This is a genomic window from Vreelandella zhuhanensis (assembly GCF_009793355.1).
Lineage (GTDB): Bacteria > Pseudomonadota > Gammaproteobacteria > Pseudomonadales > Halomonadaceae > Vreelandella > Vreelandella zhuhanensis.
In genome coordinates this window covers 1-20602 of sequence record NZ_WTKP01000012.1, presented here as the reverse complement: position 1 = coordinate 20602, position 20602 = coordinate 1, and the positions used below count along the sequence as shown (strand labels likewise).

General features: G+C 58.3%; 21 protein-coding genes, 1 pseudogene and 1 riboswitch. Of the genes and pseudogenes, 16 read left to right on the top strand and 6 right to left on the bottom strand.

All coding sequences use genetic code 11. The features are described from left to right. Window positions 1-36: 36 nt before the first annotated feature. Window positions 37-462 carry a CopD family protein gene (locus GPM19_RS14095; RefSeq protein WP_160419656.1) on the top strand — a complete coding sequence of 142 codons (426 nt, stop codon included), beginning with the start codon at window positions 37-39 and terminating at the stop codon, window positions 460-462. A gap of 63 nt (window positions 463-525) precedes the next feature. On the opposite strand, the gene GPM19_RS14090 is transcribed toward GPM19_RS14095, so the two are convergent. Beyond that, window positions 526-987: a DUF2231 domain-containing protein gene (locus tag GPM19_RS14090; protein ID WP_160419655.1), complete on the bottom strand. Its 462-nt coding sequence runs from the start codon at window positions 985-987 to the stop codon at window positions 526-528. 48 nt (window positions 988-1035) lie between these two features. Between GPM19_RS14090 and coxB the strand changes: the two genes are divergently transcribed. From coxB to GPM19_RS14070, 4 genes are read left to right on the top strand one after another with little or no spacing between them, the layout of a single operon-like run. Beyond that, window positions 1036-2079: a cytochrome c oxidase subunit II gene (gene coxB / locus GPM19_RS14085; protein ID WP_227842461.1), complete on the top strand. Its 1044-nt coding sequence runs from the start codon at window positions 1036-1038 to the stop codon at window positions 2077-2079. Next, complete coding sequence (ctaD, locus tag GPM19_RS14080) at window positions 2076-4619, top strand: cytochrome c oxidase subunit I (RefSeq protein ID WP_160419653.1); 2544 nt, start codon at window positions 2076-2078, stop codon at window positions 4617-4619. Before coxB ends, ctaD begins: the two co-directional genes overlap by 4 nt. Next, a complete protein-coding gene (locus GPM19_RS14075) occupies window positions 4616-4963 on the top strand; it encodes a hypothetical protein (RefSeq protein ID WP_160419652.1) in 348 nt (115 codons plus the stop codon). Before ctaD ends, GPM19_RS14075 begins: the two co-directional genes overlap by 4 nt. Window positions 4964-5004: 41 nt before the next feature. Then, window positions 5005-7227, top strand: coding sequence for a heavy metal translocating P-type ATPase (locus tag GPM19_RS14070; RefSeq protein ID WP_227842459.1), 2223 nt, complete (start codon window positions 5005-5007; stop codon window positions 7225-7227). Window positions 7228-7270: 43 nt separating this feature from the next. On the opposite strand, the gene GPM19_RS14065 is transcribed toward GPM19_RS14070, so the two are convergent. From GPM19_RS14065 to GPM19_RS14055, 3 genes are read right to left on the bottom strand one after another with little or no spacing between them, the layout of a single operon-like run. Next, window positions 7271-7570 carry a winged helix-turn-helix domain-containing protein gene (locus GPM19_RS14065; RefSeq protein WP_160419651.1) on the bottom strand — a complete coding sequence of 100 codons (300 nt, stop codon included), beginning with the start codon at window positions 7568-7570 and terminating at the stop codon, window positions 7271-7273. A 51-nt stretch (window positions 7571-7621) separates the two neighbouring features. Continuing rightward, window positions 7622-8830, bottom strand: a complete 1209-nt coding sequence (locus tag GPM19_RS14060) for an extracellular catalytic domain type 1 short-chain-length polyhydroxyalkanoate depolymerase (RefSeq protein ID WP_160419650.1) — start codon at window positions 8828-8830, stop codon at window positions 7622-7624. A 27-nt stretch (window positions 8831-8857) separates the two neighbouring features. Continuing rightward, window positions 8858-9274 carry a ribbon-helix-helix domain-containing protein gene (locus GPM19_RS14055; protein ID WP_114486841.1) on the bottom strand — a complete coding sequence of 139 codons (417 nt, stop codon included), beginning with the start codon at window positions 9272-9274 and terminating at the stop codon, window positions 8858-8860. 213 nt (window positions 9275-9487) lie between these two features. Further along, window positions 9488-9721, top strand: a riboswitch (cobalamin riboswitch). Window positions 9722-9865: 144 nt separating this feature from the next. Here GPM19_RS14055 and GPM19_RS14050 point away from each other — a divergent pair. The 9 genes from GPM19_RS14050 (at window position 9866) to rho (ending at window position 17600) form a co-directional block, all read left to right on the top strand. Further along, entirely contained in the window at window positions 9866-11746 is a 1881-nt protein-coding gene (locus tag GPM19_RS14050) for a TonB-dependent receptor domain-containing protein (protein WP_160419649.1), read from the top strand. Then, the gene (locus GPM19_RS14045) at window positions 11743-12639 is read left to right on the top strand and encodes a cobalamin-binding protein (RefSeq protein ID WP_371829369.1); all 897 of its coding nucleotides are present in this window, start codon (window positions 11743-11745) and stop codon (window positions 12637-12639) included. The genes GPM19_RS14050 and GPM19_RS14045 overlap by 4 nt, the downstream gene beginning before the upstream one ends. 85 nt (window positions 12640-12724) lie before the next feature. Continuing rightward, entirely contained in the window at window positions 12725-13639 is a 915-nt protein-coding gene (locus GPM19_RS14040; protein ID WP_160419709.1) for a FecCD family ABC transporter permease, read from the top strand. Next, on the top strand, window positions 13639-14406 hold the full coding sequence (locus GPM19_RS14035) for an ABC transporter ATP-binding protein (protein WP_160419648.1): 768 nt from the start codon (window positions 13639-13641) through the stop codon (window positions 14404-14406). Before GPM19_RS14040 ends, GPM19_RS14035 begins: the two co-directional genes overlap by 1 nt. Before the next feature lies 1 nt (window position 14407). Then, window positions 14408-14791 (top strand): hypothetical protein, encoded by a 384-nt coding sequence (locus GPM19_RS15630; RefSeq protein ID WP_319928135.1) that lies wholly within the window; start codon window positions 14408-14410, stop codon window positions 14789-14791. Beyond that, a complete protein-coding gene (locus tag GPM19_RS15625) occupies window positions 14746-15321 on the top strand; it encodes a hypothetical protein (RefSeq protein ID WP_319928134.1) in 576 nt (191 codons plus the stop codon). The genes GPM19_RS15630 and GPM19_RS15625 overlap by 46 nt, the downstream gene beginning before the upstream one ends. Continuing rightward, window positions 15314-15925, top strand: a complete 612-nt coding sequence (gene cobO, locus GPM19_RS14025) for a cob(I)yrinic acid a,c-diamide adenosyltransferase (protein WP_160419647.1) — start codon at window positions 15314-15316, stop codon at window positions 15923-15925. The genes GPM19_RS15625 and cobO overlap by 8 nt, the downstream gene beginning before the upstream one ends. A gap of 430 nt (window positions 15926-16355) precedes the next feature. Next, window positions 16356-16607 carry a hypothetical protein gene (locus GPM19_RS14020; RefSeq protein ID WP_160419646.1) on the top strand — a complete coding sequence of 84 codons (252 nt, stop codon included), beginning with the start codon at window positions 16356-16358 and terminating at the stop codon, window positions 16605-16607. A 36-nt stretch (window positions 16608-16643) separates the two neighbouring features. After that, the gene (rho, locus tag GPM19_RS14015; protein ID WP_160419645.1) at window positions 16644-17600 is read left to right on the top strand and encodes a transcription termination factor Rho; all 957 of its coding nucleotides are present in this window, start codon (window positions 16644-16646) and stop codon (window positions 17598-17600) included. 56 nt (window positions 17601-17656) lie between these two features. Here the strand turns inward: rho and GPM19_RS14010 are convergent, their stop codons facing one another. Next, window positions 17657-18853, bottom strand: a complete 1197-nt coding sequence (locus tag GPM19_RS14010) for a DEAD/DEAH box helicase (RefSeq protein WP_160419644.1) — start codon at window positions 18851-18853, stop codon at window positions 17657-17659. Window positions 18854-19149: 296 nt separating this feature from the next. Here GPM19_RS14010 and GPM19_RS14005 point away from each other — a divergent pair, with 296 nt between their 5' ends. Together GPM19_RS14005 and GPM19_RS14000 are read left to right on the top strand one after the other, a co-directional pair. Next, the gene (locus GPM19_RS14005) at window positions 19150-19593 is read left to right on the top strand and encodes a tetratricopeptide repeat protein (protein ID WP_160419643.1); all 444 of its coding nucleotides are present in this window, start codon (window positions 19150-19152) and stop codon (window positions 19591-19593) included. Continuing rightward, window positions 19583-20068: a YehS family protein gene (locus GPM19_RS14000; RefSeq protein WP_160419642.1), complete on the top strand. Its 486-nt coding sequence runs from the start codon at window positions 19583-19585 to the stop codon at window positions 20066-20068. The genes GPM19_RS14005 and GPM19_RS14000 overlap by 11 nt, the downstream gene beginning before the upstream one ends. A gap of 121 nt (window positions 20069-20189) precedes the next feature. On the opposite strand, the pseudogene GPM19_RS13995 reads toward GPM19_RS14000, so the two are convergent. Beyond that, window positions 20190-20525, bottom strand: a pseudogene (locus GPM19_RS13995) (SAM-dependent methyltransferase); the annotation flags it as partial. Window positions 20526-20602: the final 77 nt, after the last annotated feature.

Sequence of the window (20602 nt, the reverse complement as noted above, 5' to 3'; positions counted from 1 at the left end):
AGCGGTTTATGGGTTTGTCGATGCAAGGATGCTGTAATGCCTTGGCTTAAACTACTGCATATCATTGCATTAGTGATTTGGTGCGGCTCGTTGCTGTATCTTCCCGCCCTCACCATCCAGTCATCGCGAGCCCGCCCAGATGCGGGCTTTGCCCAGAACGCTCCATTGATGCCGCGCTTTTTCTTCATTTCAACCGCCACGCCCGCCGCCTTGGTCGCCATCGTTACCGGGACTGTGTTGTTCTTGTTGCATCATCAAACGGGAGGCTGGCTAGTCTTCAAGTTGTTTGCGGTCATGGGGATGGTGGCTGCCCATGGTGGGCTGGGCTGGTTGATTACCCGGCTGGAAAACGGGCGCACGCTAGGTGCCACGGTGGGCAGTGTTCTCTTTGCTCTGCTAGCCGTGTCAGCCATCGTGACGGTGCTGACGCTGGTTCTGGCCAAACCCATGGATTGGAGTTGAGCCGCCATGTTGAAGCCAGCGACATCTCTTCTGCATGAGGAAGGAAATTCATCGCCTGCATCATCATTTTTCGACCTGCACCCCTACCGCATGTTCGTACACCAGGTGCCCCCCAAGCAGGCCTGCAGCGGCGATCATGCCAGCTGTCATCAGCGAAATCGCCAATCCCCATGGCAAGATGATCTCTGGGTCATTGATTCGCAACAGCCAATTGAACGACGCCAACGACAACATCATCACCGCGATGATGGCGTGATTCCAGCCGGTTATCTTGGAACGAATTTTCTTGACCGTGATCAGGTCGACAATCCCCGCCAGGCTGGCCAGCCAGCCTCCGAAAGCGCCCACTCCGGCGAGCCACATGCCGGCGCGAATCCAGAACGGGTCCTGGGTGTAGAGATACCCCAGGTCACTCGCTACCAGCGCTATCAGTGCCGCCACCGGAAAGTGAATCATCAAGGGATGAAGCGGATGACCCGCAATAGCCGCGTGGCTTTTGATATTACGTTGTTTCACTTCCGCCATGATCCTCTCCCGTGTCTGACGTCTATGGGGTTAATGAGAGTGCAGTGGATGAGAGCCCGGTTGATACGAGTATGGTCGATACCGGCCTTCTTGGCAGTCTTGTTGACCGGTTGCGCCGGGAACAAGTCGATTCTCGACCCTGCCGGGCGGGCGGCCGCCGATGTCGCCCTGGTATGGTGGGGAATGGCGGGATTTTTCAGCCTTGTTTTGATCATGGTGGTGGCACTGGGGCTTTATAGCTTTCGCCGGCGTTCGAGGCCGAAACTTTCGGCGCTTGAGGAAAAGCGCTTGGCTCGGCGATTTATACTCGGCGGTGGCGTCTTGTTGCCGGTCGCAACCATTGGGGTGCTGCTGATTTTCGGCGTGCCGGCGGGTCAGCGGATGTTGCCGGTGCCACTGGGCACCCCGCCCGATGTCATCCAGGTTACCGGCCACCAATGGTGGTGGGAGGTTCGTTATCCGGGGGCCGAGGGCGGTGAAGTCGTCACCGCCAACCAGCTGGTGATGCCGGCAGGAGAGCCGGTGGATTTTCACGTCACCGGGGCGGATGTGATCCATTCGTTCTGGATCCCGCGGTTGGGCGGCAAGATCGACATGATTCCCGGACACATCAACCGCATACGCCTGGAGGCGGATAGCCCGGGTGTTTTCGGTGCCCAGTGCGCTGAATTCTGTGGCACCCAGCATGCCCACATGCAGCTGTATGTGGAGGCGATGGAGCGCAGCGATTACGAGGCCTGGCTCGCCGAGCGTCAAGCAGCGAAGCTGGAAACCCTTGCCGTGCAATCCGACGCCCATGCACCCGCGCGTGAGGTCTTCGTCGAATATTGCGCCCGTTGCCACCGTGTGGCGGGATTGACCGTGCCCGACTCGCAATGGGAGCTTGCGCCTATACAAGGGCCGGATCTTTCGGATATTGGCGCACGGCCCACCCTGGGGGCCGGGGTACTGGCCATGGAGGAAGGCGCCATCGGCTATTGGCTGGAGCATCATCAACAGCTCAAGCCGGGCAACCGCATGCCCGCGCATCTGGCGCTTGAACCCCCGGCATTGCAAGCCATCGGCGACTGGCTGGAGACGCTAAGCCCATGAACGATAGCTCTCAAGATAGTTCTCGGAAAACCGCCCCTGAAGATACCCGGCGTTTTCTTGAGGACCTGGAACGAGTCTGGGCGAATCCACGCGGCTTAGGCGCATTGACCATCGTCAACCACACCACCGTAGGGCTGCGCTTCATGCTTACCGGCATGGCATTTTTCCTGGTGGGTGGGGTGTTGGCCATGTTGATACGCTCTCAACTGGCGTTTCCGGGGCAAAACTTCATGGCGCCGGAAATTTACAATCAGGTCGTCACCATGCATGGAACGGTGATGATGTTCCTGTTTGCGATTCCGATCCTGGAAGGGCTGGCGATCTACATGATTCCCAAGATGATCGGCGCCCGGGATCTGGTGTGCCCGCGTCTATCCGCCTTTGGGTATTGGTGCTATCTGTTCGGCGGACTGATTCTGCTTTCCAGTCTGTTCATGGAGATGGCGCCGTCAAGCGGCTGGTTCATGTACACCCCGCTAAGTAGCAAGGTCTACTCGCCGGGGCTGGGCTCGGACTTCTGGTTGCTGGGGATCACCTTCGTCGAAATATCGGCGCTTTCCGCCGGTGTCGAATTGGTGGTGTCGATTCTGCGTACCCGCACACAAGGCATGGCGCTGCACAAGATGCCGCTATTCGCCTGGTACATCCTGGCGATGGCCATGATGATCGTGGTGGGGTTTCCGCCATTGATTCTGGGAAGCGTTCTGCTGGAGCTGGAACGTGCCGTAGGCATGCCATTTTTCGACGTCGCGGGCGGCGGTGACCCCATTCTTTGGCAACATTTGTTCTGGCTGTTCGGCCATCCGGAGGTCTACATCATTTTCCTGCCGGGAGCGGGAATTGTGTCGACCTTGATTCCGGTTTTCGCAGGACGCCCCATTGTGGGTTACGGCTGGGCGGTGTTTGCGGTTATCACCACTGGTTTCATTAGCTTCGGGCTCTGGGTGCACCATATGTTCACGGTGGGCATGCCGCAGCTGGCTCAGACCTTCTTTTCCGCCGCCAGCATGTTGGTGGCGGTGCCGACGGGTATTCAGATATTTCTGTGGCTAGCGACATTGTGGCTGGGCAAGCCGCGATTGCAGGTACCCATGCTGTGGATTTTCGGGTTTCTGTTTGTCTTTGTATTGGGTGGTTTGACCGGGGTGATGCTGGCGCTGGTGCCTTTCAATTGGCAAGTCCACGATACGCACTTCGTGGTGGCCCACATGCATTATGTGCTGGTGGGCGGCATGTTCTTTCCCTTGATCGGCGGGCTGTATTATTGGCTGCCGTTGTTTTCCGGGCGCATGCCTTCACAAACGCTGGGGAAATGGGGCTTCTGGCTGACGTTTCTGGGCTTCAACGGCACCTTTTTGATCATGCACTGGACCGGGCTTCTGGGTATGCCGCGGCGGGTATATACCTACGGCGCCGATGAAGGCTGGCAGTTGTTCAATCTTATCTCCTCGGTAAGTAGTTTCCTGATGGCCATGGGAATCGCCATGATTCTGGTGGACATCATGTTGCACTTTCGCTTCGGCAAACCGGCCAGACAAAACCCCTGGAATGCTGACACCCTGGAATGGGCGACTTCCATGCCGCCCAGCCCGTATAACTTCGTCAGCTTGCCCAAGGTCGAAACCCGCCATCCGCTGTGGGAATATCCGCAACTTCCGCGCACTATCGCCGAAGGCAGGCATGGCTTGGCGGCGGCCTTTCATGGACGTCGTGAAATATGGGGAACCGATCCCTTGACCGGCAAGTTGCGCGAAGTGATCCATATACCCACCAATTCCTGGTGGCCCTTGTTCGCCGCCCTGGCCTTGGCGGTGGTGTGTATCAGCCTGTTGCTGCGCTGGTATCCGCTGGCGGGCATAGCCGTTCTGGTCGCGGCCGGCTTCTTGCTGCGTTGGTCCTGGGAGAACGGCGCTCACCCCAGGGCGGCGCCGGATACCCGTGAGCAGCCCGGCAATCCGCCGCTTCACTCCCGTACTCTGGATGGCCCCGGCGTCTGGACCATGGCAGTGGCCTTGCTGGCCAATGGGGCCTTCTTTCTTTCATTGCTATTCGGCTGGTTCTACCTCTGGACGATTTCACCCGAGTGGAGCATGCCGCCTGAATCACCGCTTTCACTCACGCTTCTGGTATTGGCCGGGCTGGCGTCGAGTGCCGGCTGGTTGTGGCTGGAACGCTGTGTACGTCGTCTTCGCCGTCGCCAAGGGGCTGGCCTGGCCAAAGGCCTCTATATGATCAGTGCCTTGGGGGCTGTTCAGCTTGGCCTGCTGGTGTGGGTGCTGGTGCTGGCTGAGCTGGACGTGACCGCCACTGCGCATGATGCCGTGCTGATGGTCAGCCTGGTCTATGTGATGCTGCACACTGGCTTTGGTGCGGTACTCACGCTATTGCAAGGCCTGCGTGTGGGTTACGGTTATGTGGGGGTGGAAGCTCCCCTGGAACCCGTGGTGGTCAGACTTCTATGGCGTTATAACTTGGGAGTTTACTGGATAGTCGTGGTTTCTCTGGCGGTACTTCCCAGAATGATAGGAGGGACCACATGAGGCAAATACTCTGGACGCACCCTATCAATTTGGTCGTGGGCTTGACGCTGTGGAGTGTATGGTTTGTGGCCATGTATGGCGGGCTGTCGGTGGTCTGTGCAATAGCGCCTCCCGATCCCGAGCAAGGCCCGCTTACTCTGCTCAACGCTGGACTTGCTCTATTGACCCTGATAACCGTCGCCTTCTTGGCATGGCTGGCCTGGAAATGCTTTCACGCCTCGCAACAGACAACTATGCGAGCCGCACACTTTTGCGCCATTGTGTCCGCGGGGCTTTATTTGGCTTCCATGGTTGCGGTGCTGTTTGTGGGCGTACCGGTGCTTGGCTTGTCACCCTGTGTCTAACGACTCTTGTCACGCTTCTGCGTAGGGCTGTCACCCACTGAATGAATACTCCTCTTTCGCCCGAACCTGATGCAAAGCCCACCGCAAGCCAGGAGGCACTCTTTTCCCTTGGTGGCATGTGGTGCAGCAGCTGCGCCCTGGCTATCGAGGCGCGGCTGCAACGCCTTCCCGAGGTGGCGGCGGCTAGCGTGCATTATCCCAGTGCGAGCCTTTGGGTCAGAGGGAGAGCGTCAGCCAAAACCTCGGGAATCACCTTGGAAGCCCTGGCGCCGGTGGTGCGCCGACTGGGCTATTCGCTAGGCCTGCCTGAGACCACCCTCGACGCCCATGCGCGGCTGGAAAAGGAAAGCCGTTACCTGGCATTGCGCCTGTCGGTGGCAGCCGTGTTCGGCATGTGGACGATGCTGGCTTCGCTGTTGATTTATGCCGAGGCGGTATCTTCAGCCGAGATCGAGTACGTTCTGGCCTGGGTTTCGGGCGCATTCTCCTTGCCGGTGGTGCTATTTTCCGGCGTGCCGTTTTACCGCGCCGGATGGCGCACCTTGCGCGCCCGAAAACCCGGTATGGACGTTCTGGTGAGCCTGGGTGTCTGGGGTGCCGTAGTCGTTTCGCTGGGTCTTTTGGCGCGTGGCTCGGCCGAGGTGTATTTCGATACCGCGGTGATGTTGATTGGGTTGCTGTTGGTGGGACGCCTGGTGGATACCCTGTGTCGTCATCGCGGGCTGCGCGCCCTGGATGCCCTAGCGCTACCCGAAACGACCGTTGCCTGCCGGGAGCAGGGGCGTTGGGAAGAGCGCGCCCGAACTGAAGTGCCGCGTAATGCCAGAATCCGCGTGGACAAGGGCGCCACCCTTCCTCTGGATGGCTATGTCGAAGACTCGCCCGCCTGGGTCGATCTGGCTCCCTTGACCGGCGAAAGCGTGCCCCGCCGTTTGCCGCCTGGCACCGCCCTCCATGCAGGTTGTCGCAACCTGGGTGCTGATTTGGTGATGCGGGTCAGTGCGGTGGCGGGGGAGTGTCGGCTGGATCGCATGCGCGAACAGATGCGTTTTCATCAGGCGCGCAAAGGCGAGCTGCAGCGGTTGGCCGACCGCTTCGCCGCCTGGTTGAGTCCGGTGGCACTGGTACTGGCCGCCACAACCTTGTGCGTGGCGGCATTGGTCGGGGTACCATGGGAAGATACCATGGTGCGAGCGCTTTCCGTGCTGGTTGTGGCCTGTCCCTGTGCCGTGGGGCTGGCGGTTCCTTTGGCGAGTCTCGCGGGCAGCAGCGCCGCCCTGGGGCAGGGCGTGGTGCTGCGCGACCCGGCTAGCTTTGAAACCCTGGCCGAGGTGCGCTCGGTGGCTTTCGACAAGACCGGCACCCTGACGCCGGGTTTGCCCGAAGTAATCTCGTTCAATGCGGCGCGAACTGTATCGGCAGAGGAATTGAACACATTGCTGGCCGCCGCCACGCAACGCAGTGAGCATCCACTTGCCCAGGCCTTGGGGCGCTGGGCCGAGCAGGGTAGCCAAGACGTGAATATGGCGAGCGAAACCACCGAGGAAATTCCCGGCCAGGGGCGCTACGTGCGCCTGAAGGATGGCCGCGAGCTTTACCTGGGTAGCTGCGCCTGGTTGAAAGCCAATGGCATCACGGTGCCGGATAGCCAGGCGATTGCCCACCCCGATAACTCGGAAGTGATGTTGGGTTGTGACGGACAATGGCTGGCAAGCTTTTATCTGGGGGAGCAGCCTTTGCCGGATGCGCATGCAACCTTGGCCGGACTGCGCCGCGAGGGGTATCTGCTTGCGCTGATCAGTGGTGACAGAGCGGGGCCGGCCATGGCATTAGGCAAAGCCGTAGGATTTAAGCCAGGCGAGTGCTATCCGGGGCGTTCGCCCGAAGCCAAGGCGCGGTTGCTGCAAGGTTTGCCATCGCCGACGCTGTACGTCGGCGATGGCATCAACGATGCGCTGGGGTTGGCCGGTGCCGGGGTGGGAGTTGCCTCTCTGAACGCTGGTGATGCCGCCCGGGAAGGGGCTGCAGTTCAGCTGATGAGTCCGGGTATTGCGGGGGTGGCTCAGGCGCTGCGTATTGCAAGGCGCACCCGCCGGGTGATGCGTCAGAACCTGGTGTTTTCAGGGCTTTACAATGGCTTGGCGCTGGGGCTGGTCATCCTGATGCCAATACCGCCGTTGATGGCGGTATTGGCGATGGTGGCAAGCTCCTTGAGCGTGACCTTGAATGCCGCGCGCCTGGCTTGGCGTGAGGAAGACAGTTGACGATTGATCAGGACCCCAGTCGGTCGATCATGACCCGAAGCGGTTAATCGTAACCCAGAGCAGCTTTGAGTCTATCGGCATGGTTGGCCACCCACTGCTTGTCGATAGGCCCCCAGTCGCGAATCCGGTACTGACCGATATTGTGGCGCTCCCCAACGTCTTTCTCGAACTCACAGATGATGTCCAGTTCGGCCAGGGAGGTGATAGTGTCCTGGGCGGTACGTCTCGGCATTCGGGTCGTCTCGATCAAGGCCGGTACACTGGCGATGCCTTGATCGATCAGGTAGGCAACGTAGAGCCGCCGGTAAAAGCTGGATTTGGTTTTGCTCAACATGGCGGTCATCGCGCTGCTCTCCAGGTTGGTAGTGGTTGTACAGGGCTTACTCTTCAGAGCTTACTCTTTCGCATGGGCGTAGAAAAAGCGCAGCATTTCGCCGGTGGCATCGGGGCCTTTGGGGTCGGTATAGGAGCCCTGCAAGCTGCCCCCCGACCAGGCATGACCGGCACCGTGAATCTGCCACTGCTCCAGGCGGGGCTTACCCTTGGCGTCATGGTGAATGGTACGGGTATAAGCATGGCCGTTGGGAATTCGGCCAGCTTGCACCTTTACATTGTCACGCTGGTTGGCCGCCTTTACGCCATATTGCCCGGCAACTCGCTCCGCATTGGACGGATGCACGGTGGTGTCGCGGTCGCCATGAAATACCACTGCGGGCACAGGGGATGACCAGGGGGACGTCGTCGTGGGGTTGGCATTGGCCAAGGGGCCGGTACCGCCTTGCATCACCCCGAGCGCGGAGGGCAAGTCCTGAGCAACGCCGTGCGGCAGCCCTGAATGCACGCCCACCGCGGCGTAAAGATCCGGGTGGGTCATGGCAAGCGTTGTCGCCATGGCGCCCCCGGCTGATAAACCGGCTACGTAGACCCGTCTGGGGTCGAGGTGATGCTCTTCGAGAATCTGGCGGGTCATCCCGGCAATGATCGCAGGTTCGCCCCCGTCGCGCTGCTGATCGGAAGTCTTGAACCAGTTCCAGCACTTGTTGGCATTGGCGCTAGCGGGTTGGGCGGGGTAGAGCACGCAACATAGCTGCTCTTCCGCCAAGCGGTTCATGTTGGTTCCCTTGGCGAAATCATCGGGATCCTGGGTGCAACCGTGGAGCATGACCACCAGCGGCAAGGGCTGGCCGGTATAGCCGCTAGGAATATACAGCTTGTAGCGGCGCAAGCCCACGGCGCTCTTGTAGGTGCCGCTGGTAAATTTCCCCGGGGCGGGTGGGCTGTCCGGCTCGGCGTTGACGTTGACGTTAGTGAAGGCTGAGGACCAGCTTTTCGCTGTTGCGGTCGGCTTTGGCTTGGCCGTTTTCCACTGCCTGGCCTTGGGTTGAGCATCTTGCTTCTCATCCACTACCTCACAGCTTCCTTCTATGGTCTCTCCCTGCCCTGAAGTAGGGGCTTCTGCACCATTAGCGGCCCCGGAAGCGAAAGCGTCGCCGGGCATGCCATTCAAGGAGCCTTGGATCAATGCCATTGCTTCATCGAGCCTTCCCGCCTGAGTAAGGCGGGTGGCTTCACGCATTTTTTCCGACAGCATGGGGTTATTCATTGAGTTATCCTTGTCGCCTTGGCGACATCAATGGATCCGGTCCGCCAAGGCGGACTTGACGGCGGCACTGGCGTGCAAGGCACCCAGCACCACCACCGAATCGATAGTGGCAAGCGCCAGCTGCGGGGAAACGTCCTCGGCAATGCTGGCAAGCCCCAATACCTGGATTTGCAGCTTTTCTCCGGCGGCTTGTAACGCCTCGAGATCGCTGCGGCTGTAATGCTGCATGCCCAGTACAAAGGTCTTGCGAGCCACGGTTTCCTTGACCACTTCCGCATGGGTAGCCAGCTGGTTGCGGATCGCCGTGCGAATCAGATCAGTACGGTTGGAATAGAAGCCTTCCTGTACCAGCAGATCGATCTGGCCCAGGTCGACCACCCCAAGGTTGATGGTGATCTTTTCGCTGGTATCGCCGGGCTTGCGACGTAATTCGTGTACGGCCATGGAGTTTCCTCTGAAGGTAATATCGGGTGGATGGAATCCATGTGCCATCCATATGGATGTTATATTGGGCCAGGTTGGACATTTGTCAAGCTATAAAAATGCCGCGGGTTACGCTGATAAACCTGGTGCCCATGCCATGGGTTGCCCAAGCGCCTGGGATGAAAGCATCGGGTTACCCGAGATGCGTCATTGACCTTCCCGGGCCGGGTTGCTAATTTACGCCTTCTCTCAGGTGCTGGTGGCAATCAAGTTGTCGTCAGTGAAACGGGAAGTCGGTGCGCTTTTTGAACGCTATTCCGACGCTGCCCCCGCAACGGTGATCGAGACAAGAACGGCTCTTACGCCACTGTGCCGCGTGCACGGGAAGGCAGCCGTTCGGAAAGCCGGGTCTTTCAAACCCTGCTTTCGCTCGTCAGCCCGGAGACCGGCCCGAGAGTTCAATGCCGGGTTGCGGTGGGCGACGTTGAGGCGGGGCAGGCGTCGCCATTTTATTTTTTCGTTCTCCCTTTCTCTTCCTCGATCTCTTGCCGTGTCCTGACGACTGCCAAGATAACCAGCCGTACGGGTGAGTACGGCGAGCAAGGGATACTCATGAAAACCAGAATTAATGCCACCCGTGGTCTAGCTGCCTTCAGCCTGGCCGCGCTGCCGATGGCCGTTCAGGCCCAGGCTGATACTCTCGATACTTCCAATGCCCCCCAGCGTCTCAACCCGGTTGTGGTCACCGCCACCTTGGCACCGCGTACCGCCGATGAAACGCTGGCGTCCGTCACTGTGCTCGATGAAGCCACGTTACGTCGCCAGGATCCCACCAGCGTTACCGACCTGCTGCGCGGCCAGCCGGGTGTGGACATCACCACCCAGGGCAGCTTCGGCAAGCAGAGCAGTCTCTTCCTACGCGGCACCGGCAGCAATGCCAACATCCTGCTGATCGACGGTATTCGACTGCGCTCCGCCACCACCGGGGCGGCCGCCTGGGAGTTTCTCGACCCGCGGATGTTCGAGAGTGCCGAGATCGTGCGCGGGCCGCGCGGCAGCCTCTACGGTGCCGATGCGGTGGGAGGCGTGATCCAGCTGTTTACACCCGAAGGTGAAGAGGGCGCACCCCAGCCGCGCATTTCAGTGGGCGGCGGTTCCTTCGATTCCCAGCGCTACAGCGCCAGCCTCTCCGGCGCCGAGGACGGTACCCGTTACCATTTCGCCGTCAGCCGCTTCGATACCGAGGGCGCACCGGTGCGCCGCGGCGGTGACGACAAGGGGTATGACAATACCTCCGGGTTGGTTCGGCTCTCGCATACCTTCGACGGTGGCGCCGAGGTGGGCATGCTGGCGCTGCGGGGGCGTGGCAGCACCGAGTACGACTCGTCCGGCCCTGCCGAAGATGACTTCGTTCAGCAGGTCGCAGCGGTCTATGCGGAAGCTCCGGTGACGGACTCCTGGTCAAGCCGCGTCACCCTGAGTGAGGCTCGCGACGAGCGCGATACCGTAGCGCCGACCTATACGTCGCTGTTCGAGACCCGGACTCGCACCGCCAACTGGAAGAACATCCTGGCATTCGGCCCTCATGAGGTGGTAATGGGTGCCGAGTACAGCGAGGATGATCTTGGCGATAGCCAGACATCCGGGCTCTCCTTCGATGAAGAGCAGCGATACAACCGAGCCATTTTTGCGCAGGGTTTCCTGGATTTTTATCCGCTGACGACCCAGCTGAGTCTGCGCCATGATGACAACCAGGCGTTCGGCGAGGAGTTGACCGGCAGCCTGGCCCTTGGCTATGCGCTGGATGAGCAACATGTGGCGCGTGCAAGCTATGGGACGGCCTTCCGTGCACCCACCTTCAACGAGCTCTACTTTCCCTTCGCGGGCTCCAGCAATCCCGACCTGAGCGCGGAAACGTCGAGCACATTCGAGCTTGGCCTGCGCGGCCAGTACGGCAACTGGTTCTGGGACCTCGCCGCCTACCAGACGGAGGTGGATGACCTGATCGCTCTCGACGAGGCCTTCCGCCCGGTCAACGTCAACGAGGCACGCATCCGCGGCGCCGAGCTGGCCCTGGGTGCCGAGATCGATGACTGGACCCTTGCCGCCGCCTTGACCTGGATGGACCCGGAGAGCCGCAGCGGTGACAACGCCGGCAACCGCCTGGCGCGTCGTGCCACCCAGGGGCTGCGCCTGGATGTGGATCGGGAACTGGGCGACTGGTCGCTGGGCGGCTCTTGGATCACCCAGAATCATCGCTACAATGACGCAGCTAATTCCGAGCGACTGCCCGGCTACGGCATCGTCAACTTGCGTGCTGGCTGGGACTTTGCCCCGATGTGGTCGCTGCGCGCCACGCTGGAGAACGCTTTCGACAAGGAGATCGTCACTGCTCAGGGCGCCGACTTTGATCCGGTCACCTTCCAGGCGATGCCGTTCGACTACCTCAATGCCGGCCGTGCCGCCTTCCTTAACCTGCACTTCGGTGGATGATGATCACTAGCCTATTGCGTTGGTTAGCCTTGGCCTTGGCGCTGCTGCCCCTGGCAGCGGTCCTGGCCGACGAAGAGGTATGCGCAGTCGATGACCGGGAGCGCGAAGTGTGCCTGGAGGCTCCCGCCAAGCGCATTGCCGCGCTTTCGCCAGGTGCTACGGAATTGGTCTACGCCGCCGGCGCCGGAGAGCAGGTGGTGGCGGTGGTCTCCTACAGTGACTACCCGCCCGAGGCCCAAAAGGTGCAGTCGGTAGGTAGCCACACGCGCATAGATCTGGAAGCGCTGGTCACGCTGCGCCCGGATCTGGTGATCGGCTGGACCACCGGTAATCCTGCTGAGCAGCTGGAAACCATCGAAGCGCTGGGGTTGCCGGTGTTCTATATCGAGCCGCGCGATTTTGCAGGGGTTGCCAGCGTCATCGAGCGGCTGGCGCAGCTGGCGGCTAGCCAGAAAGAAGGCTTTCGGGCGGCGGAGGATTTTCGTCAGGGAATTGCCGAGCTTGCCGCAACGTTCAAGAATGCCGAGCCGGTGAAGGTGTTCTATCAAGTCTGGGATGAACCCTTGATGACCATCAACGATGAACATTTCATCGGCAAGGTGCTGACGCTGTGCGGTGGCGTCAATGTGTTCGGCGATCTTTCGCGCCTGGTACCGCGCATAGATGACGAATCGGTGCTGGCCGCCGATCCCGAAGCGATTCTGGCGGGCGGTATGGGTGAAGAAAATCGCGATTGGCTGACCCACTGGGAGCAATATCCCAACCTTCAGGCGGTACAAAGCGACAACCTGTTCTTTGTGCCGCCTTCGCTGATCCAACGCCCCACGCCGCGCCTGCTCGAAGGCAGCCGGCTATTCTGCGAAAAACTCGAGGTGGCGCGTGAACAGCGCTGATCTTGCCTATTCCGTCGCCCCCCGGCGCTGGTGGCGTTCGCTGGGGTTGCCGCTGGGCATCCTGTCGCTGGCCGCACTGCTGGCAATGGGGTTTTCGCTCAGCGTGGGTAGCGCTTCGCTTTCGTTGATGGATGTGTGGGCGGTGTTGCGTGGCGAAGGCGACGCCTTGGCGCAAACCCTGGTGCTTGAGCTCCGGGTGCCGCGTACCTTGGCCGCCTTCGCTACCGGGGGGTTGCTGGCGGTGGCGGGGGCATTGATGCAGGTGCTGTTGCGCAACCCGCTGGCCGACCCCTATGTACTGGGGCTTTCCGGCGGCGCCTCGGTGGGGGCCTTGGTCGCCATGCTGGCGGGAATGGGTGGCATGGTCATCTCCGGTTCGGCATTCGCCGGGGCGCTCACCTCGACGCTGCTGGTGTTCGGCCTGGCTCATGGCACGGGAAGCTGGACGCCGTCACGCTTGCTGCTCACCGGGGTGGTGGTGGCCTCTGGCTGGGGCGCGGTGATCACCTTGATGCTGGCGATCAGTCCCGTCGGGCGTCTGCCCGGCATGCTCTACTGGCTGATGGGCGATCTCTCCTACGCCCGGACTCCCTGGCCACCCCTGGCCTTGCTGGCAGTCGTCTGCGTTCTGGTAATGCCGCTGGGGCGTAGCCTGAATGTGCTGGCCCGGGGGCCGTTGCAGGCGGCGGCGCTGGGGGTGGCGGTACGCCCGCTGGAATGGACGATCTACATCAGCGCCAGCCTGCTGACCGCCATGGCCGTGACCACCGCCGGCAGCATCGGTTTCGTGGGCTTGGTGGTGCCGCACATGCTGCGTCTGGTGGTGGGCAATGATCAGCGTCTGGTCTTGCCGGCCTGCGCGCTGGCCGGTGGCACACTATTGGTGCTGGCCGATACCCTGGCGCGCACCCTGATCGCCCCTGAGCAGTTGCCGGTAGGGGTGATCACCGCACTTCTGGGTGTGCCGACCTTCCTTTATCTGCTTTACCGGAGCCGTTGATGAGCCGACTTGACACCCAGGAGCTGATCATCGATGTGCCGGGGCGTGCCTCCGGGCGGGCGCTCAACCTCTGCATGGCGCCGGGGCAGAGGTGGGGGGTGCTCGGCCCCAACGGGGCGGGCAAGACCACGCTTCTGCATACCTTGGCGGGGCTAAAGGCGCCACGTTCCGGTGAGGTGCACCTGGACGGTGAACCGCTGGCGAGGCTCAATCGTCGCCGGGTCGCCCAGCAGCTGGGTTTGGTGTTCCAGGAGCGCCAGGATGGCTTTCCCGCCACGGTGCGCGAAACCGCCTTGATCGGTCGTCATCCTTACCTTTCTCCCTGGCGTATGGAAGGCGGTGATGACCTGTGCATCACGCATGCAGCCCTGGCGCGAATGGACGTAGCTCATCTGGCGGATCGTCTGGTGAGCACCCTTTCCGGCGGCGAGCGTCAACGCGTTGCCATCGCCACGGTACTTACCCAGTCGCCGACGATCTGGCTGGCCGACGAGCCCACCAACCACCTGGACCTACATCATCAGACCGCGGTGATGGAATTACTCGCCGAGCAGGCCGCGGCGGGAAGTGCGGTAGTGATGTGCCTGCATGACCTCAATCTGGCGGCGCGCTGGTGTGATCACCTCTTATTGCTGTATCCCGACGGCGAAGCCTGTTGGGGGCCATGCAGCCAAATGCTGGAATTGAGCGCTCTCGAACGCCTGTATGACCAACGCCTGGCCACGGCCGACATCGACGGCGCTCCCGTTTTCGTACCTGTGCGGTGATATGCCAACGACCATGATTCGCGGTGAAGTCCATGCCGCCCTGATTACCGCTCCGGCCTCCGGTCATGGCAAGTCGATGGTGACGGCGGCGATGGTCCGCCTGCACCGTAATGCCGGGCGCAAGGTGCGGGTCTTCAAGCACGGGCCGGATTATCTCGACCCCATGGTGCTGGAAGTGGCCTCCGGCCAACCGGTCTATCAGGTGCACGGCTGGATGACCGGCGACGAGGAGATTCGCTGGCGCTTGGCCGAAGCCGCCCGTGACGTGGACCTGGTGCTGGTGGAAGGCTCCATGGGCCTGTTCGGCGGCGACCCCTGTAGCGCCGATCTGGCGGTGAGTTGCCCGATTTGGATGCTTCTCTGGATGCCGCCGCCAATGTCTTGAAGGAAGCGGGCCTGGATCGGCTGCCGGCAAAAGTCAGCCTTGAGGCCCCGGCTCCCACGCCGCCGCCACGTCTGCTGGAAGGGCGGCGTATCGCCATCGCCCGGGACAATGCCTTCGCCTTCATCTACCGCGCCAACCTGGAATTGCTGGAAGCCATGGGCGCCGAGCTGAGCTTCTTTTCGCCCTTGAGCGATATAGCGCTGCCCCAAGCCGACGCCCTCTGGCTGCCCGGTGGTTACCCGGAACTACACGGCGCCACTCTGGCCGCCAATACGGCCATGCGGCGGGCCGTTCACGCTCATCACCGCGAAGGCAAGCCGATCCTGGCCGAATGCGGCGGACTGATGGCCTGTGTCGAGACCCTGCGCGACGCTGACGGGGCCCAACACGCCATGTTCGGGCTGATGCCGGGGGAGGCGCGTATGGCGGGCCGCCTGACGGCGAGTTATTTTCACGGCTACTTTCCCTCGGCCCCCCAGTGGGTGGCCGATCTGTTCAACGGACACAATGGAGAACTCGGTCATGCGTGACAATGCCAAGGAACCGCAACGCCATGCCCGCCGTATGGCGGCCAAGCAGAAGATCATGCACGAGCGCATCGAACGCGCCCAGAAAGAGCAGGGTGTGTTGCTGGTGTTGACCGGCCCCGGCAAGGGCAAGAGTAGCTCCGGCTTCGGTATGGTGGCGCGCTCGTTGGGCCATGGCATGAAGATCGGGGTGGTGCAGTTTATTAAAGGCAAGTTCAGTACCGGTGAAGAAGCCTTTTTTAGCGATCATTCCAACGTGGACTATCACGTCATGGGTCAGGGGTATACCTGGGACACCCAGAACCGTGAGCAGGACGAACAGGCCGCTCGCACCGCCTGGGAGGTGGTGAAAAAGATGCTCACCGACGATAGCTATAAACTGATTCTGCTCGATGAACTCAACATCGCCCTGCGCCATGAATACCTGGACCTGGACGAGGTGCTCGACGACCTTCAGGCCCGGCCCGAGATGCAGCATGTGGTGGTCACCGGTCGCTATGCGCCCCAGCAGCTGATCGACCTGGCGGACACCGTCACCGAAATGAAAGTGGTCAAGCACGCCTTCAAGGATCAGGGCATCAAGGCTCAGGCAGGGGTTGAGCTTTAAGGGTGAGGTGTGAAGGGTAAGGCGTGAGAGGAAAGTAACTGAAGCTCCATGGACTTTCGCAGCGATGGCTGTGAGAAGGAACTTCAGCTAATCCGTAGCGCGGCGTAACGCTTGGCTAGGTAACGAGCCAAAGGCACCCACGATGGCGGCGTCCAGCCGCCCATCCACCGCGCCACAAGCATGCACCCCAACTCTAGTGCCGCTAACACCAAACCACCCACCACTTGGCCCCTGCACAATTTTCCCAAAATCTGCGTGACCTAAGCAAAATTTATTAATAGAGTAAGATTGAAATGTAAAAACGAGCGGTCACGCGAATGTTGTATATGCTGCCAGGCGATAGAAATAAGATATTTAAAACAGTTATTTACGGTATTTTGCACGGCTATAAGGGACTTGGCAGCCAAATGTTCGGGATATAGAACCATCAATGCTCCTTCGATATTCAGAGTGGGAAAACGAAGAGTCAACTGATGCTAAATGGTGGCTCACTGAACAACACGAAAACTGGGCTACAAGTGACAAAGAATGGATTCATGAAGCCAACGATTTGCCAAACCCTGAATCATTAATTTCGGTTGTAGATAACGACAATGAAGAATGGCTGGTACTTGAAGGCTATCCTGAGTGGGCAGAGCCAAAAGCACTAGTTTTTTTGAGTAGCAGGTGTAGTGGCCAATAATTAACACCAAAATTTACAAGGCGAACCATCAATATCATGGCGAGAAAAATATTAAGTTTGAAGACGAAAAGACAGATAGATGCCAAGCCCGCCGACGAAGTGGAAGATCAATTGCCTAATGATCCCGAAAAACGTTTTTTAAATGGTGTTGCTATTCATCCCTCCCCACGCATTTATTTAGAGCCTGGCTCTAAGCAGCGTACTGTGCGAGCGATGGATTTGATTACGCCCATTGGGATGGGTCAACGAGGGTTGATAGTTGCGCCGCCTGGCTCTGGCAAAACGACGATGTTAAAACATATCTGTCAGGCCGTGGCAGAAGCGTATCCTGACATAAAGCTGTATGCCTTGCTGATTGATGAGCGCCCCGAAGAAGTGACTGATTTTAAGCGCAGTGTGTCGGCAGAAGTACATGCATCGTCTTCGGACGAAAGCTACACACACCATGTGCGTATGGCCGATAAGCTTCTTGAGACGGCGCGTAAGCAAGCAGGCGACGGTCATGATGTGATGATTGTGATCGATTCTTTGACGAGGCTATCGCGAGTTCATAATGCCGAGCAGCGAGGCAATGGTCGCACTATGTCGGGTGGGCTGGATAGCCGCGCGATGGAAATACCACGAAGACTGTTTGGCGCCGCGAGAAAGATCGAAAACGGCGGATCGCTTACCATTCTGGCCACCGTGCTGGTGGATACGGGAAGCCGTATGGATCAGGTGATCTTCGAGGAGTTCAAGGGCACGGGCAATATGGAACTCGTGTTATCACGCGAAGTGGCAAATCAACGGATTTTCCCTGCGATAGATATCGCCAAGAGCAGTACCCGTCGAGAAGAGCTTTTGATTGATGCAAAAGACATTGAAAAAGTACGGACATTGCGTAGAGCGTTGACACAACTTAAACCCGCAGAAGGTGCGCAGAAGTTGCTTGAGTTGTTGGAGAAATATCCCACTAATGCCGGGCTATTAGATGGGTTTTTACCAGCCTCTTGAAATGTCTGTAATAAAGAGGCTTACCTTTTTTAAGAGGTAAGCTTCTTTGGTAAATATCAACGATTACTTTTTTTACTATAGTTCAAGTTTGATTCAGGTACTGCTTTTCGAACCGGGAAACCTGCAATCTCTTTGCGCTCAATAATAGTTTTTAATCGCCTTTCAATGGCACAAAGATTTTTAAAGTCACTCATGTCTACTAAAGAGATGGCTTCACCTGAGGCACCCGCACGGCCGGTTCGGCCAATGCGGTGGATGTATTCTTCCGGCTTAAAAGGTAAATCGTAATTCACCACACGACTCAGCTCACCAATATCCAAACCACGAGCGGCCACCCCCGTGGCGACCAGGTACTTTAGCTCGCCAGATTTGAACTGAGCCAAAATCTTCTCGCGCATCGCTTGGCTTCTATCGCCATGAATGGAGTCCGCCTTGATGCCGCGTTTTTCCAGTTGAGCAACAAGCTTGGCCGCATTGTGTTTTTTCTCGGTAAAAACAAGCGCCTGATCCCACTGTTGCTCGCTGATCAGGTGGCTCAACAGGGCGGACTTGTTGTCCTTGTCTACTGTGATTAGCCATTGTTTGATGTTAGCAGCGGCGCGGATGTTGGGAGAAATGGCTATTTCAGCCGCCAGATCGGTCATCTTGCTATCTGAAAAATCGTAGGCGAGAGCGCGAACGTCGTCGGTCATTGTGGCCGAAAACAGTAAGTTCTGACGGTTTTCAGGTAGGCGTTCTATGATTTTATGGATATCGTCGACAAAACCCATGTCGACCATTCTGTCCGCTTCGTCCAATACCATGACTTGAAGCTCATCAAAATGCAGCGCACGTTGATGAGCCAAATCAAGCAATCTGCCTGGAGTGGCGACCAGAATATCTACCCCTTTGATTAGGCGCTCTTTTTGAGCGTCGGTATCCACACCGCCATACACAGCCATAGAGGTTAGGTGCGTGTGTTTAGCGTATTGAGCCACACTGGCTTCGACCTGAACCGCTAGCTCGCGGGTCGGCACTAGAATCAGCGCACGTATGCGCTTGCCGCGTAACGTTCCCGCTTTGCTGAATCGTTCTAGCAGAGGCAGAACAAAGGCAGCGGTTTTGCCTGTCCCTGTTTGTGCGGTGGCGATTAAGTCGTTACCCGAAAGAATGGCGGGAATCGCTTGTTTCTGGATTGGCGTTGGCGTTTTGTAACCGAGTTCAGTAATCGCTTGAACAAGAGGACTGGATAAGCCTAGTTTTGAAAATGGCATTAGGAGCTCTGACAGATGGTCGTAAGGTGTGTCGAAAATAAAAAGTGATGCAGCATAGCGTAAAATCAGCCGTTCGTTGCTCGAATATTATCGTTGGCTTGACCTTCCCCCAGGTGAGTGCCCATCGGCGAAGACGCTCCCACTGGTGCATCAACACTGTTTTCTAACCAACCTTTCCCCCGTACCCCCATCCCCACAAGGTATAATCCCCTTATCCACCCAGAAGCTCACGCTTCCAGGGTCTGCTGTACAACTGTTTTTGAGTCATATGTTTTTGAGTCAGAGGGTAGTGGTCTATGATTAACACCAAAATTTACAAGGCGGTGTACGAACTCGCTGAAAAGCTAATGAAAGCCGCCGATAAAGAGGATAGAGAGGCCTTTGATGCGCTCTATGCGGAGTTGCGGGCTATTTGCATCGGCAACGAAAACACCGATAAGGATCACCCGGAGCAGTGGGAAACGCTGGCTGACTTTACAGAAGACTTGGAAGACGCTCTGGCGGTTTATGAAAAAGCGCTAGAAAAAGCCATCGCCATGGATTCGAAAGACCATATGTCGTCCATTGGTTTTTCCATGGCGACGCTGCAAACTGAATTGGGCCAAACCGACGCCGCTATCAAAAGCCTTCAGCAGGCAAAAATCAGCGCTAATAGAATTGAAGATGACGAATTGAAAGCAGAAATTGATAAGCTTCTCGAAAAACTAACCACTGGCCAGGAACCCCATTTTGACCAATAACGATATTTTTCGCCGCATCCGTTACACCTTCGATTTAAAAGACAGCACCATCGTGGATATCTTCGCCTTGGCGGAGGTCAGCGTGACCCAGGAGCAGGTGACGGCCTGGCTGAAAAAGGATGACGACGACGCCATTGTCACCATGAAAAATAAAGAGCTGGCGGCGTTTCTGAACGGCTTTATCAGCTTCAAGCGTGGCAAGCGCGAAGGCCCGCAGCCCGCGCCGGAAGCGCAGTTGAACAACAATATGGTGTTTCAGAAGCTGCGCATCGCGCTGAATTTGAAAGCGGACGATATTTTAGAGGTGTTTGAGCTGGTCGGCTTGCCTTTAAGCAACCATGAATTAAGTGCTTTTTTCCGTAAGCCAAGTCATAAGAATTACCGCGAGTGCAAGGATCAAATCCTTCGAAATTTCTTGCTCGGTATCCAGCGCCAATTACGGCCAAATCAAAATGGAGCGGATTCAGAGACTTGAATCCATAAAGTCGCGGCAGCGCTGTGTATCAAACGGTAGAGGCAAGAGGAGGCGCTTGCCTCCTCTTGCCTTATAGATAGAGCCTGAACTCAACCAATAATCGCAGCAGATTAGGTGGTTGTTAACGTTTCACGCAGACGAAAATCGCATTGCCAGAGACGTTATCCCAGGGGGTGATGGTCTGGTAGTTGTGCTCAAATACATGCACCTCGAAGTAAGGCGCCAGCAGAGCGGTTAACTCCACAAAACTGACCGCTACCATGGGGTGTTCGTCGTTCCATACTTGAGTAGCGTCTGTGTTGGATTTTTCAATGCTCAGCCTGAGCGACTGCTTTTCACCTTGCCCGCTGTAGTGCCAGCCCGAGTGGAAGGTAAACACCTCGTCTGCTTGCTTGGCGGTATGTTTAACAAATAAGCCGTTGTCTATTTTTTCTTTATCGACCGCGTTAAAGCAGAATGATCTGGCAACAGTTTTCCGGACATGCTTTTCAAGCAGCTGCTAGTAGCTCTGATTCGTAGTCCGCTGGACTCATA